This is a genomic window from Clostridium formicaceticum (assembly GCF_001854185.1).
Taxonomy (GTDB): Bacteria; Bacillota; Clostridia; order Peptostreptococcales; family Natronincolaceae; genus Andreesenella; species Andreesenella formicacetica.
The window spans coordinates 2,556,258-2,571,591 of sequence record NZ_CP017603.1 but is presented as its reverse complement, the minus strand read 5'-3'; the positions used below and the strand labels follow the sequence as shown (position 1 = coordinate 2,571,591).

The 15,334-nt window shown below is 36.2% G+C and carries 12 protein-coding genes and 1 other annotated feature; of the genes, 2 read left to right on the top strand and 10 right to left on the bottom strand.

The genetic code is table 11. The features are described from left to right. Positions 1-31 precede the first annotated feature (31 nt). The 5 genes from BJL90_RS11360 to BJL90_RS11340 all read right to left on the bottom strand — a co-directional run bounded on the left by BJL90_RS11360 (position 32) and on the right by BJL90_RS11340 (position 8,216). A complete protein-coding gene (locus tag BJL90_RS11360; protein ID WP_472234722.1) occupies positions 32-2,788 on the bottom strand; it encodes a molybdopterin-dependent aldehyde oxidoreductase in 2,757 nt (918 codons plus the stop codon). Between the two features lie 57 nt (positions 2,789-2,845). Further along, positions 2,846-3,874 (bottom strand): molybdopterin-binding protein, encoded by a 1,029-nt coding sequence (locus BJL90_RS11355; RefSeq protein ID WP_070968029.1) that lies wholly within the window; start codon positions 3,872-3,874, stop codon positions 2,846-2,848. 545 nt (positions 3,875-4,419) lie between these two features. Further along, positions 4,420-5,550, bottom strand: a complete 1,131-nt coding sequence (locus BJL90_RS11350; protein WP_070968026.1) for a tetratricopeptide repeat protein — start codon at positions 5,548-5,550, stop codon at positions 4,420-4,422. A gap of 106 nt (positions 5,551-5,656) precedes the next feature. After that, positions 5,657-6,403 carry a hypothetical protein gene (locus BJL90_RS11345; protein ID WP_070968024.1) on the bottom strand — a complete coding sequence of 249 codons (747 nt, stop codon included), beginning with the start codon at positions 6,401-6,403 and terminating at the stop codon, positions 5,657-5,659. A 46-nt stretch (positions 6,404-6,449) separates the two neighbouring features. Next, positions 6,450-8,216: a B12-binding domain-containing radical SAM protein gene (locus tag BJL90_RS11340; RefSeq protein WP_070968021.1), complete on the bottom strand. Its 1,767-nt coding sequence runs from the start codon at positions 8,214-8,216 to the stop codon at positions 6,450-6,452. A gap of 230 nt (positions 8,217-8,446) precedes the next feature. Here BJL90_RS11340 and BJL90_RS11335 point away from each other — a divergent pair, with 230 nt between their 5' ends. Both BJL90_RS11335 and BJL90_RS11330 read left to right on the top strand, forming a co-directional pair. After that, a complete protein-coding gene (locus BJL90_RS11335; protein ID WP_070968018.1) occupies positions 8,447-9,037 on the top strand; it encodes a zinc dependent phospholipase C family protein in 591 nt (196 codons plus the stop codon). 170 nt (positions 9,038-9,207) lie between these two features. Further along, positions 9,208-9,408 (top strand): hypothetical protein, encoded by a 201-nt coding sequence (locus tag BJL90_RS11330; protein WP_070968014.1) that lies wholly within the window; start codon positions 9,208-9,210, stop codon positions 9,406-9,408. Between the two features lie 28 nt (positions 9,409-9,436). Here BJL90_RS11330 and BJL90_RS11325 read toward each other — a convergent pair whose 3' ends face one another. From BJL90_RS11325 to ureA, 5 genes are all read right to left on the bottom strand, one after another. Beyond that, positions 9,437-10,579 (bottom strand): ADP-ribosylglycohydrolase family protein, encoded by a 1,143-nt coding sequence (locus BJL90_RS11325; RefSeq protein WP_070968011.1) that lies wholly within the window; start codon positions 10,577-10,579, stop codon positions 9,437-9,439. Positions 10,580-10,826: 247 nt separating this feature from the next. Continuing rightward, positions 10,827-12,527 carry an arginine--tRNA ligase gene (gene argS / locus BJL90_RS11320; protein ID WP_070968008.1) on the bottom strand — a complete coding sequence of 567 codons (1,701 nt, stop codon included), beginning with the start codon at positions 12,525-12,527 and terminating at the stop codon, positions 10,827-10,829. A 52-nt stretch (positions 12,528-12,579) separates the two neighbouring features. Next, positions 12,580-12,795 (bottom strand) — a binding site (T-box leader). A 119-nt stretch (positions 12,796-12,914) separates the two neighbouring features. Next, positions 12,915-14,630 (bottom strand): urease subunit alpha, encoded by a 1,716-nt coding sequence (ureC, locus tag BJL90_RS11315; protein WP_070968005.1) that lies wholly within the window; start codon positions 14,628-14,630, stop codon positions 12,915-12,917. Continuing rightward, complete coding sequence (gene ureB / locus BJL90_RS11310) at positions 14,620-15,006, bottom strand: urease subunit beta (protein WP_070968001.1); 387 nt, start codon at positions 15,004-15,006, stop codon at positions 14,620-14,622. The genes ureC and ureB overlap by 11 nt, the downstream gene beginning before the upstream one ends. Next, positions 15,006-15,323, bottom strand: coding sequence for an urease subunit gamma (gene ureA, locus BJL90_RS11305; RefSeq protein ID WP_070967998.1), 318 nt, complete (start codon positions 15,321-15,323; stop codon positions 15,006-15,008). Before ureA ends, ureB begins: the two co-directional genes overlap by 1 nt. Positions 15,324-15,334: the final 11 nt, after the last annotated feature.

Genomic DNA, 15,334 nt, shown 5'->3' with positions numbered 1-15,334 from the left:
AGCTTCTTCTAAAACAATTTTTAATAGAAGTTTAGCAACAGCATTTACCGCCATCTAATTCTTTAATCTTTTCTAAAACAACCTCTGGTAGAGCTGGTAATCTCTTAATACGAACACCGCTAGCGTTATAGATAGCATTGATAATCGCAGCATGTGGTGCAGATAAAGGCATTTCTCCTGCTCCCGCCGCTCCAAAAGGCCCGTGAGGTCTTGGGGTTTCTTGATGAATGATTTCTATATTATCTGGGGCATCCTTGATGGTAGGAATACCACACTTGGTCATTGTAGTATGATAATTTAGATCTTCAAAGTCCTCACTAAGAGCTAAACCAATTCCCTGTACAAGGCCACCATAAAGCTGCCCTTCTAACGCTAATTTGCTGGTAATGGTTCCGCAGTCAGATACAAGCGTCATTTTGTCTACTACAGTTTTTCCTGTATTCATATCTACAGTTACTTCTGTCATTAGAACGCCATACATATAAACTACGAATGGAATTCCTTGCGCTGTTTCCATACTACACTCAACACCAGGAACAGTAATTTTTCCAAGATATCTCACTGGAATATTTTCTGCAATCATTTCATCATAGGTTCTAAAGGTTCCATCAGTTTTTTTCATTGCCGCCATCAACTGGTCGCAGGCATCCTTGATACCATTTCCTACCATTACATTTGATCTACTTCCTCCAGCAGGTCCGCTATTAGGGGTAAATCTCATATCGTTTAAGATCAGTTTAATGTTTTCTGGTTTAATATGATAACCATGTCTTCTTAAAGCTTCATGCGCAAAAATCTGAGACCCAGTATCAGCACCTTGACCATGATCTTCCCAAGAGTTTCCTACAGTGATTCCTGTAGATGTTAATTCTACCCAAGCCTCACCAGAATCTGGCCCATCAAGACCGCAGCCATAACACATTAGTGCAATACCTACACCGCATTTTTTATCTTTTGTAGAGTTGTTTTTTGCATTTTTTAATGCTTCCTGATATTTTGGACGCAATGTATCAATCATTTGTGGATAGGCAATAACCTCTGGCTCCTGTCCGCTAGGATTAGTTGCACCTTCTCTATAAACATTTTTATATCTAAATTCAAGTGGATCCATACCGATTTTTTCCGCCAACATGTCTGCTAAGCACTCAGAAGCGAACATACTTTGTGGTGAACCATAACCACGGAAGGCTGAACCCCATGCATGATTGGTACAAACAGTACGTCCTTCTCCTCTTATATTTGGAATATCATATCCTGCACCTATAAACTGAGCACCCCTCATGGTTAATAGATCACCAAATTCTGAATAAGGACCATGGTCTACTGAAAAGTCACTTTCCATAGCTACGATTTTTCCATTTTCATCTGCACCAAATTTTAAGTTGATAAAGAAAGGAGATCGCTTACCTGTATAGGTGATTTGTTGATAATAATCAAATTCAAGGTAAACAGGTTTTCCTGTAGCCATAGCAGCAACCCCTAGTAATGCTTCAATGGTAGGACTGAATTTATAACCAAAAGTTCCTCCTGTAGGATTCTGAACAAGGAATAACTTAGAATCGTCTATACCCAAACCAGGAGCAATCATTGCTGCATGAAGGTGAAGACCAATACTCTTAGAGTGAATAATCAAGTTATCACTTTCATCCATATAGGCAAACCCTACATCCGGCTCGATAGGTAGATGTGGTTGTCTTCCTACATAGAAATCATCCTCTATTACATAAGGCAATTTTTCCATTAAAGGCTTCGTATCCTCACCTTTGATGACAGGAATTGTATAGTAAATATTTGGTGTTCCTGGATGAATTTCGATAGTATCTTCTGCCATTGCCGCTGGTGCACTCATGTATGCAGGTAGTTCTTCCAACTCTACTTTTACCTTCTCAGCAGCTTTTTCAGCATTACATGCTGTATCAGCCAATACCATCGCGATGGCATCGCCATACTGGAATACTTTTTTATCATTTAAGATAGGACGATCCCATCCGTCCCCCTTATTGGTCGGGAAGGTAATTAATCCAGTAATACGGTTTTTACCTTTTACATCCTTATAAGTCAATACTTTATATACACCTGGCATTTTTTCTGCTTCTGAAGTATCGATAGATAAAATATTGGCATGAGAAACCTTAGCCTGTACCAATTTAATATGTAATGTTTCCTTTGGAAGCTTTAATCCTAGGTCTGCGCCATAATCACAAGTACCTGTAACCTTTGCTACTGCACTTGGTCTTGGAATATTACTTCCATAGATACTATCTCCATCTTTCAACTTAAACCATAAATCTTCTTTTTTCACTTCACCACGAATTAATCGTGCTGCCTCCATTACAGCATCTACTAAAGGTTTATATCCTGTACATCTACAAACATTTCTATTTTTTTGGAACCAATCCCTAACTTCCTGACGGGTTGGGTTAGCGTTTGCATCTAATAATGCTTTAGCAGAAACAATGAATCCCGGAGAACAAAAACCACATTGTGCAGCCCCATGAATTACCCATGCTAATTGTAGAGGATGTAAATTATCCGCTGTACCTACACCTTCGATGGTCAGTACATCTGCTTCATCACGTACCCTCTTCATTCTGACGACACAGGATCTTACCACCTTACCATCTAAGATTACTGTACAAGCCCCACATTCTCCAGTGCCACAACCTACCTTTGTTCCAGTTAAGCCTAGCTGGCTTCTTAAAACATTAGCTAAAGTTTCTTCTGGACTTGTGATAATTGTTCTAGTAATTCCATTTACTAGCAGTTTCTTGTGTAGCATTTTACTCATACTTTTTTCCCCTTTCATTTATATAAATTTTAGTGTTGCCATCATGAGTTTTGTTTGTTAATAAAGTCCTCCTTTTCCAAAGCTACAGTTAGGAAATATACAATTTTCGCACCTTAAACATATTCCACCATGACCTAAACTGGTAATATCTTGACGGGTAAGTTTCTCTCCCGCTAAAATTCTCTGAAAAACCAAATCAAAAATGGACCTTTTATTGTACATGACACATCCCGGCAAACCCAACACCGGAACATCTTCTATATAGGATAAGAGAAACATTGCCCCAGGCAGTATGGGTGCACCATAAGAAACAATGGATGCTCCCGCTTTTTTGATACCTACTGGTGTGACATCATCAGGATCTACCGACATCCCTCCACTTATTACGATAATCTCAGCACCTTCATGTAACAGAACTTGTATACTTTCTGCGATCATTTCTGCATCATCTCTTACAAAAATGGGTTTCATAGAAGCACAGTTGGCTTCCGTAAACTTCTTAGAAAGCACTGGACCAAAACCATCCTGTATTCTTCCTTCATATACCTCTGTACCTGTAATAATGATTCCTGCCTTCATAGACTTGAAGGGTTTTACCTCTATTAAGGGATAATTTTCTTTGCAAATTTTTTCAACCTTTTCAATTCTTGATTCCGGGATGGTCAAAGGAATGATTCTTGTTCCTCCAATCATTTTTCCTGCCACCACTGCTTGGTTGGTATGGATGGTGGCAAACATCACTTCTATTTCTTCATTAATAGCATGCAAAGCTCTATGATTCACCTTCACTAAACCATCATAGGATGACAATAAGTCTACTTTGCCTTCCTTCGGCTCAGAAAGAACAATGCCATTTCCTGCTGCTGTTGCCATTCTCATAGCTGCATCGTTTTCATGGAGATGATTTGATTTTAATTCAAAAATATAGATATGATCTTTTCCCATACTTAAAAGCTGCGGGACATCTTTTGATGTGATGATGTGACCCTTTCTAAAGGCTGCGTCTTTTGACTTTCCAGGAATAATTTGGGTCATATCATGAGCCAGCACCATCCCCACTGCGTCTTTAACAGAAACAAGTTTCAATTTCCATTCCCCTTTCCAGAGTTTTTTCAATAACGTTTTCAACAACGTTAGTATATTTATTTAGAAGTTTCTTTTTTATTATATAAAGCAAACTTCATGCCAAACTCTAAAGGGACTGAAAATACTAGATTCTTAGATTTTTAAAAATGATATTTGTCCAATTTTTGTACATGTTGTTTTGGAGTGTGTCCATTTTTTGAGCAATTTACTTCTTGAAGCTTACATTCTTACTACATGAACCTATACGCCCTTCTGCTACCCATTCCTAATAAATTTTTCCTTAACAATCCTTAACAAAAGGTTTTGCTATTTATATTGCAATTCCTATGCCAACGCTAAAATCCTTTGCTATAACTACCATTCTTTATGTGTAAATAAATTTTTGTCCAATTTTTGAGCATTTTTTTCTTTAAGCAGTCCAAATTTCGAGCATTTTTTCTTTAAAGTCCAAACATTTTTAGACAAATCTTTTTCTTTCGAAAACACAAAAAACCATTTTAGATTATTAAAATCTAAAATGGTTTTTATGTTCCAAATAAAGCTTTTTACTTCATAGCCTCCAGCTTGTTTTTACATGCCAGCGTAATCTCATCCTCTGGATTTAGTCTTAAAGAAGCGCTGATAGATTCTCCAGCCTTCTGAAGATCTCCGATTTCCATATACATCATCGCTAAATTACATAGTATCTCACTATCTTCCCCACCTATTTCTATCGCCCTATGAAAGTACTCTATAGCCTTCTGTAACTCCCCAAGACCTCCATAACACAGGCCTAATTCCACCATCGCATCCAACTGGTCTTTGTTTAATTCTAAAACTCTTTTAAAATATTGAATGGCCTCATGAAAGTTACCCAGCTGTCGATGCCCTAAACCTACAAAAAATACCAAGTTCCACCATCCTTGATATTTCTCATAAAGTCCCTCCAGCAGGGGTAATCCTTCCTCTGGCTTTCCTGCTAAGATGGTCTCGTATCCCCTCTCATACTGAGCCATATCCTCCAGTTGGAACAAGCATTCTTTTATTTGCTCCTTGATTCCTTCATCTAAATCTAATAGCATTGCTTTTTCCCAATGAAACTTTGCTTTATTGAAGGCTTTTTGATCTTTATATATAAATCCCAGATAATAGTAGGCCAAAGGTTGTTGAGGGTCTAAGTTCAACAATGTTTCTAATTTCTCTTGGGCTTCCTTTGTAAAAAGTTTATAATTTTTTTTCTTATCTACAAGCTCTTGGTCCCTGTAGTCTAATAAAGCTAGTGCATAATTTAGTAAACCTTCTACACTGTTAGGGTTTAAGAAAACTAAAGCCTTAAAAAAGATAATACCCTCCAACAATTTGTAGCTGTTTAAGTACTTTAGCCCCTCTACAAGCACATATTCCTCTACTTGTGGATTTGCAGCATACAAAAACTTAATATACTCCTCTTTATATTTAAATTCAGGATCTATCCCTAGCAAATAAACCATTCCCCTTATGATACTACCAATGGTTATAACTTCGCTTTCTTTTTTCTTCTTAATATTTTCTGCTAACTCCGTCGTCAATATCGGTACGTCTAGTCCTGCACTAGGTAAATGATAGGCTTTTATCTTTAAAGCTGCATCATGCTTTAGATGAACAAAAGATAGTTCTTCTGTTTTTTTCAATAAATACGCATCTATTAAAAATTTCATTTCTTCCCTCCATATCTCTATATAGACTTACACCCATGGGCTTTAATCTATTCCACTTAATATTGGAGATATAAGCTAAAGGCCCATACCTATAATTAATTTAGTGTTAAAATTCTCTCATAAATAATCTCTTTCTTCTATTGCTGGTGCTTAGTAATTCAAAGAGATATCCCCGATAAATCATGATAAAAGAAAACCATACTTGCCCCAATAGGTATAGCACAATACCTCTAGGAGAAAAAATCAAGCTAAGAGGCAAATGATAGTTAAAAATTCCCGTTAACAAAGTGCCGGTAAAGAGGTATAGCACTCCTATTAAAACTAAATTAGGAGCAAACCATTCTATCCAATTATCCCTTACAAATTCTAAAGCATAGGTTATAGACTCCCAAGGATTATAGTGTTTTTGATAGACTACCTCAGGCAAAGCATTAAATAGTGCAAATGCTAAAAAATTAATCATCACCCCTAAGCCCATAGGCTGAAAACCTCGCCTAAATCCAGGCATTAAAAAAGTATTGATAATTAGCATTGCTACCCAACCTATAAAGGACACGCCCCATACTTTTCTTAAGTACACTGTAAATCCATCTTTGAAATCCTGCAAAGTAAATCTATCTTTTTTGATAATACAATAAATTAAGTACAGATAGTTGGAAAGTATTGCACTCATAAAAATAATACCTACTAATCCACCCAGTATCCAGAAAAAAGGCAATAGCATCATCAGTATAAAGCTTGCTAAAGAATAGAATAATCCGGTAAAAATGATGGGCCAATTTTTTAACGTACTGGATAATGCGGTTTTTCCAATTTTTCTATTGGTATAAAAAATGTCTTTAAGAATTTCCATTTTTTTCTCACCTCTCTATAGTATTCTATTATATAATGTCCTCTCCTTAAGTTTCAATAGTATCTAGAAGAAAATATCTACAGTGATCTATTGCCTTGTTATCTATGTCATAATCAAATAGCAAAACTACCCTTTCTTTTGTCATATGCTTTAGTTCTTCTGGATTTTCTTCTAATCTCATCACATTATAATCAAATTGTTGAAAATGCACTTTTTTAACGATCTGTTTTGCTGGTAAATCAATATATTGAGGTAAATATCTCTGTAGGTTTTCTGCTTGCTGTAAAAACTTATGACAGCTGTCTTTAAAACCTGTCTCCTCTATCATAGGAAAAAACTTTGGTATGGTAGAAGTTTTGTTATGCTTGATATAATCAAATTTCAATAAGTCTTTAAAAACCTCTATATTTACAAAACCTTGATCGTCATAAAAATCTATTAAAATTTCATAGAGTTTGTTCCTACTATGGGCTTGATGATGATAACCTCTGACCTCCCAATACCTCCATAAATCTTCAAAAAATCTAAAGGAACTGGTATAAAAACTACTGACGATTGCTTCAATAGCAGCAGAAAACATTCTCGTATTCCAATAGGTTTCTACCATTTCTTCTATACCCTTTAAGTTCATAATCTCTCCATAGGATATACTATCATTTTCCAACACCTCATAAGGAGGTTGATCATCATAAATATAGCCATATTGGGCAGCATCTCTTCTAAGCCCAGAACCCTTTAATAACTTTAAAAAACCCACCTGTAATTTTTCAGGCCTTAAGGAAAAGACATCATCAAAGGACTTTCTAAAACTAAAGTAGTCCTCCTGCGGCAAACCTACAATCAGATCTAGATGCTGATGAATATTTTTTCCACGAGATACTACCTTCACAACTTCCCTTAGTCTTGGAAAGTTCATTTTTCTTTGAATAGCTTCTAAGGTTTCTGGATTGGTGGACTGAACCCCTATCTCAAACTGAAACAGTCCCACAGGAATCTTATGCAGAAAGGCTAGCATATCCTCTTCCATCAAATCAGCAGTTACTTCAAAATGAAAATTAGTTTTTCCTTTGTTATGCTCAATAATATACTGCATAATTTCCATCGCATAGCTTTTTTTCGCATTGAAGGTTCGATCTACAAACTTTACTTGCTTTACTTCTTGATCGATAAAAAACTTCAGCTCCTTTTTGACGATTTCAATAGGCCTAAACCTTACTCCTGCAAAGGATGATGATAAACAATACTGACAATTAAAAGGACAACCCCGTGAACTTTCATAATATACAATTTTATCTGGATCTAAGGCCTCTTCATGATAAGCAAAGGGAACTTCTTCCATACATAGAGGCAATGCATCTACCTCATTTATGAAGACCTGTCCCCTTGCTCTAAAGGCTATGGATAAAATCTCTGAATAGTCTTGGTTCTCCTGCATCGCCACCATCAACTGTCTGAAGGTTTTTTCCCCCTCCCCAATTACAGCGATATCTATAGCATCATTTTCCTCCATGATTTTTGCCGTCTCAAAGGAAACCTCTGGGCCTCCTACAATAATCATAACCTGCGGCATAACTTTTTTTAGTAATCTGCTTATCTGGTGAATCATTTCTATATTCCAAATGTAGCAGGAAAAACAAACAATATCTGGCTGCATTTTATAGATTTCATTCAATATGTAATGTTGACTATGGTTGATCGTGAACTCAACGATCTCTACACAATCCACCAAATCCTCTGTAGTTTTTTTCAAGTACCTAACAGCTAGATTGGTGTGTATGTACTTGGCATTTACTGCTGCTAATAATACCTTCATGCTTTCAATAGCCTCTTTTCTCTATTGTATTTTTCTTGAAACCTATGTACATTATAGCATAGTTTTTCATGGGCAAAAAATAGATAGATTCCTTATGAGGCTTATCTATTTATGCTCCAGTGAAAAATAACGCATAATTGTAAATTAAATGTAAACCCTATTGTATTATTGACATTTATTCAATATAATACTATTTAGTAAGATCATTTACAAGAAAGGGTGGTACTTTTTTGTTACCTCAAAGTCATGTTATTATTGCGAAACACCTTCATAAAAGCATCAAGGAGAAGTTCAATGTATCTTTGGATAGGGGCAGCTTGATTTATGGTAGTGTTAAACCAGATATCCCCTTCCACTTAAAAGGATTACGTCACTTTAAGCCTCAATCCTTTGATTATATTTGTAGGGAAATACAACAATTGTCTCAGTATACATTGCATCATAACAAGCAGCATATCAAATTACTATCCACTGAAATAGGTATTGTTACACATTTCATTTCCGACTATTTTTGCGTACCTCATAACGACAGAAAAACCTACAAAAATCATTTTCTTGAGCACCTTGCTTACGAAAATAACCTGCACCAACAGTATAAAACCTATAGTAAGAAAATAGAGGTTTCTAATTCTTTTTTTAATATAGATAATACCACTACTGACTCCATACAATCCCTTATAGACCGTCTACATGAAATCTATACACTAAAAAAAGAAAGCTATCTCAACGACCTAGAAAGCTCTCTTCAAGCATCTACTGCTGTGGCTTTCTATATCATTTATCATAATAAAATCAATGGTAAAAACACTAGAGCTGCTTAAGGTTAACAGCTTAAAGAAAATGCATCTTTTTTGTTTAAAGCACTTCAAGAATAAGTGCTTTTTTCTTTTATCGTAAAATTGTTGTAAAAGTTTGAAGGTTTTTCTCTATTCATGTAGAAATAGTAACTTATTAAATTTTGTCAGTTTATAGAGGAGGGAAAGGAAGTAGTATGGATGAATTTTCTAAAATATCGGTAGAAGAAGTTTCAAAACGTGATATGCTGATGATCATTAAAGCCCTTGAATATACAGGTGAAAATACTAAGATAGCGTCCTTTATTGAATTGAAGGATGCGATTGTAAAGCAATTGAGTTCTCTAGCCAATACCAGTGAAGAAGAATTTATTCACTACTTAGAAAAAAACTGTTGAAAATAGGAAACAAGGCAGAATCCTTTAATCACTGCCTTGTTTTTTCTTTAATAAAAGTATAAGTCCCTGACTTTGTTTCAACCAATAACTTGATATAGTGGAGAGTTTCCGATCTTTCTTTAATTTTCACAAGGTTTAATAGAGGATGTCTTATGATGTCATCTTTTTTCTGCTGAAACAAGTCTATCCTTTTTTCTTTATTGTCATAAGACTTTCTTTTTACTTCAAAATTTCTTAACTTATATAAGTACTTCCCCATATCCTCAATAAACTGCTGGTCTTTCAGTAATTTTTCCTCCTGCTGTGGCCTATTGATTCCCCAAAGCCCATAGGCAATAGCTATTGCCTCTTTGCACTCATCTTGTGGCAATCCTTTAAAATCTATTTTTGTCCCTTCTTGAAGATGATATGCGTTTTGTAGGCCCTTTAAAAAAACAACTTTACTATCCCAAGGACAACCTTCTATAGCCCTATGTAAAAACCGATCTAAGTCTAAGATATACGCTATTTTTTCTTTTTCAAACTGTATCTTGTAGTTTGCAGACAACTTTGTTCTAATATTTTCATTTAATTGCTGAAATTGCAGATGAATTAAATAATTTTTCAGTTCTTGCACCAGGTCTTCTTTCTCCATAAAACCCTTTGTTAAAAGTATATAGCCTGTCCTGATCAATAGTAAACCCGTTAGAATCACTTGTGGATGCCTATTTAAATAAATAATGCTTCTATAGGCCTCCTCCTCAGCAGCAGCGTAGTTCTTATTTGCCAACAAAATTGGAAAAACACGAAGAATACCATGGCCCCTTTTGTCTTGCCAGTAAAACTGACTTTCATAATAGTTTTTACCATCTTGTAGCTTTCCAATAAGATTACCAGGATTTCCGTGGCGGTAATATTGCCATAGTTTTAGCTCCTCATAAAAACGACGGTAATCTACCGCAACTTTTAGATCCGTATCTTGGTCCATGAAAGACTTTATCATGATTAAGATCAGTTCAGTAATGTAACTGTACTGTCCCTTTTGTTTTTCCATAGCTAGATTTTCATTGTATCTATATAAGAAGCTTTCCAACTTCTCTGTTTTGACTTCTATGTTTTCATTAAGAAAGCCTAAAGCATCACCATAAACCATCCACAAAAGAGCATGTATTATTTTGTTTTCCATTCCCAAAGATTTTTCCTCCTCCCATTGGATTGTCTCTTTTATTATAGTATAAACAGTGTTTTTCTACAAAAACACTTTCTCTAACATAGATTTATTTTTATAATATAAAAAATACAGCCCTTCAGCTGTATCTTTTATAGACATACGCTCCTAAATTTTAATATACTAAGGGCTACATTTGCAGCCCACGGTTTTGGGCGAAACCGTAGACCGTGTATATTAAAATTTAGCTTTAAAAGCGTATGTCTATATATTACATTTTTTCCGGTGCCTTGATTCCCAATAGATTTAAACCTGTCGCGATTACTTGTCTAGCAGTAAATACAATGGCTAATCGTGCCTTTTTTAATTCTTCATCCTCTACTAATACAGGATGATCATGATAAAATCGATTAAATGCTTGAGCTAAATCAATAATATGTCTTGTAATAATGGAAGGTTCATTTTTTCTTTGAGCATCTTGAACAACATCAGGGAATTGCTGTATCTTTTTCATCACTTCCATGGTGATATCATCCGTTAATAGTGTTGTATTTACTTCCCCATCTACTTGTGTATTGGCTCTTCTCAAAACACTGCTGGCCCTGGCATGAGTATATTGAACATAGGGTCCGGTTTCTCCTTCGAAGTTCAATACTTTTTCCCATGAAAAAGTGTAGTCCTTGATTCGATTGTTAGATAACTCTTGGAATACGATAGCTCCTACCCCTACCGCTTCTACTACTTGATCTAGGTTTTCGATATTTGGATTTTTTTCTATAATGATTTCTCTAGTTTTTTCTATTGCCTTTTTCAGCACATCCTCTAAAAATACCACTCTTCCCTTTCTTGTGGCAATAGTTCCTTCCTCTAACCTAACCAAACCAAAGGGAACATGGATACAATCTTCAGCCCACTGGAATCCCATCACTTCAAGGATTTTTATCCATTGCTCAAAGTGTAGGTTTTGTTGAGAAGCTACAACATAGATGTTTTTATAAAAGTCATAGGTTTCTTTTCTATAGATGGCAGCTGTAAGGTCTCGGGTGATATAGAGGGTGGAACCATCCTTTTTTCTGATCAATGCAGGAGGTAAACCATGGGCTTCTAGGTTTACAATATCTGCCCCCTGTGACTTTTCTAGCACACCTTTGTCCTCCATCATTTGTAAGACCCTGGGCATTTTATCGGAATAAAAGCTTTCTCCTGCTAAGGAGTCGAAGGAAACGTCCAGCATTTTATACACGCGATTAAACTCTTCTAAGCTTACCTCTCTAAACCACTGCCATAGCTTTAGTGCTTCTTCATCCCCATCTTCTAGCTTCTTAAACCACATTCTTCCTTCTTCTTCTAAATTAGGGTCCTTCTCTGCTTCATCATGAAATTGAACATACAATTTAAGCAAAGTTGGTATAGGACTTTCCTTTACTTCTTCTTCATTGCCCCATCTTTTAAAGGCCACAATCAATTTTCCAAACTGTGTTCCATAGTCTCCCAAGTGATTAATAGCAATGGTATTAAAGCCTAAAAACTTATAGATTCTATTGATAGAATTACCGATCACAGTACTACGAATATGTCCGATATGAAAAGGCTTTGCAATATTAGGAGAAGAAAACTCAACGATGACATTTTTTCCTTTGCCTAAATCACTGCTGCCATAAAGTTCTTTTTGATCCAATACTTCTTTGATGGTTTCCTTGATAAAAAAAGCTTTATGTATAAAGAAATTTACATATCCTCCTGCCTGTTGTACCTTTTCAAAATAATCATTTATTTTAACAGCACCAACAATTTCCTCGGCAATTAATGGTGGGGCTTTTCTAAAGGTTTTTGCCAGCTTAAAGCAAGGAAAAGCATAATCCCCCATATTTGGATTTGGTGGTACTTCCAGCATGGAAGCAATTTCTTCTACTTCTAAATCTGGTACATGCTGCTTTAATATCTCAGCTACTTCTTGTTTAAAATCAAACATTCCTTTACCTCCTAAATAATATATTATAACAAAAAAACCCTCATCCCTAAAACTTAGAGACGAGAGTATAATCCCGTGTTACCACTCTTATTGGCAAAAATCTATGCCCACTTTTATTCCTGATAACGGTGGAAAACCGCCTTGTCCTACTATAAGCTTCGGACAGAACCTCCAAGGTGCGCTTCGATATAACTCTGTGCCAGACTCCCACCAACTCTGACTCGCTGAAACAAATCCTTATATCTACTCTCCTCATCACAGGTACATTGTTTTATTGATTTTACTTCGCTAATAAATATATCATATATTTTTACAATAATCAATGAATTTATACGCTATTAGATACTTTAAAACACCAAAAAAGATGAAGCCTAGACTTCATCTTTTTTAAAATAAAAAATATCTTTGGGCAAGCGCTACTTCTTGTAATGGTTCACAATCAATGACCTTGCCATTAATTCTTACTTCATAATTTTTAGTATCCACTTCAACCTGTGGGGTAGCATCATTTAAGATCATATCTTTTTTGCCAATATTTCTACAGTTCTGAACAGGAAGAACTTTTTTCTTTAAATTTAATTTTTGTACAATTCCTTGATTTAAAGCTTCTTGAGAAACAAAGGTAATGCTGGTGGTTGTTTTTGCCTTTCCATAAGCCCCAAACATATTTTTATACATAACAGGCTGTGGTGTAGGGATGGAGGCATTGGCATCTCCCATTTTCGCTGCCACAATAAACCCACCCTTTATAATGGTTTCAGGCTTTACACCAAAGTAAGCTGGATGCCAAAGAACCAAGTCCGCCACTTTTCCTTTTTCAATAGATCCTACATATCCAGCCACACCATGGGCAATAGCAGGATTAATGGTATATTTAGCAATATATCGTTTGGCTCTAAAATTATCATGATCTCCTTTTTCTTCTAGTCGACCAAATTGTTTTTTCATCTTATCGGCGGTCTGCCAGGTTCGAATAATCACTTCTCCTACCCGACCCATTGCCTGAGAATCCGATGTCATCATACTAATGGCTCCCATATCGTGTAAAATATCCTCCGCTGCGATGGTTTTCGCTCGAATTCTTGAACTGGCAAAGGACACATCTTCTGGTACATTAGGGTCCAGATGGTGGCATACCATTAACATATCTAAATGCTCATCTATGGTGTTTATTGTATAGGGCATGGTTGGCGTTGTTGAAGAAGGTAAAACATTTGGAATAGAGACGACTCTTACAACATCAGGTGCATGACCTCCCCCAGCCCCTTCACAGTGATAAGTATGAATTGTCCTGCCATTAATAGCCTCAATGGTATCTTCTACGAATCCAGCTTCATTAATGGAATCTGTATGAATCGTTACCTGTAGGTCATACAAATCAGCAATATTTAAGCAATTATTGATGGCAGCTGGCGTTGTTCCCCAATCTTCATGAAGTTTAAACCCAATGACACCAGCCTTTACCTGTTCAATCAAAGGCTCTTCAAAGGTTGCATTTCCTTTTCCAAAAAAACCTAAATTCATAGGAAAATCTTCTGCAGCTTCTAGCATGCGATGAATATTAAAAACCCCTGGAGTACAAGTAGTAGCAAAACTTCCAACAGCTGGTCCTGTTCCTCCTCCAATCATGGTAGTAATGCCGCTATATAAAGCAGTTTCAATTTGTTGGGGAGAAATATAGTGAACATGAGGATCAACGCCACCGGCTGTAACAATAAGCCCTTCCCCTGCAACAACTTCTGTTCCTGCACCAATAACCAGGTCTTGATTAACCCCATCCATCATATGGGGATTTCCAGCTTTACCAACGCTTACAATCTTTCCATCTTTAATACCAATGTCCCCTTTGACAATACCCCAGTAATCCATAATCACAGCATTGGTAATCACCATATCCAGCACGCCTTCCTTTGCTGATGCACAGGGGGATTGCCCCATACCATCTCGAATGGACTTTCCACCTCCAAACTTACATTCTTCTCCATAAGTAGTATAATCCTTTTCAATTTCTATAAAAAGATCCGTATCTGCCAAACGAATCTTATCTCCTGTGGTAGGACCAAACATACTGACATATTCTTTTCCAGATATTTTAAGACTCATGATCCTCTTCCCCCTTTATAAAATTCTTCTCCTTTGCTTTTTGTAATGCTTCTTCTTTAATTTTTTCGTCGTTAAAAGATCCACTGGTGAGACCATTCAATCCATAGCCTATTTTTTCTCCACCAATTTCAACCAACTGAATTTCCTTCTTTTCTCCAGGCTCAAACCTTAATCCAGTTCCAGCAGGGATGTTTAATCGCATGCCAAAGGTCTTTCTTCTATCAAATGCTAAAGCTCTATTGACTTCAAAAAAATGAAAGTGAGATCCAACCTGTACAGGTCGCTCTGAATCATTGAAAACAGTTATTTTTAAAACTTTTTTTCCCTTGTTGCATTGAATTTCTTCATTTTTTATAATAATTTCCCCAAGAATCATTATTTTTCTCCCTTTCTTTTTATAGGTTGATGAACACTGACTAGTTTTGTTCCATCAGGAAAGGTGGCCTCCACTTGTACTTCATCAATCATCGTATCAATGCCCTCCATGACATCCTCCGAGGATAACAATGTGCTTCCAAATTCCACAAGCTCCTTTACTGTCTTTCCATCCCTAGCTCCTTCCATAATCTCTGCACTAATGAGGGCAACTGCTTCAGGATAATTTAGTTTTAATCCCCTGGCTTTTCTCTTTTTTGCTAACTCCCCTGCGTAGTGCAACATGAGCTTTTCCATATCTCTTGGTAATAGATACATATCATCATCTC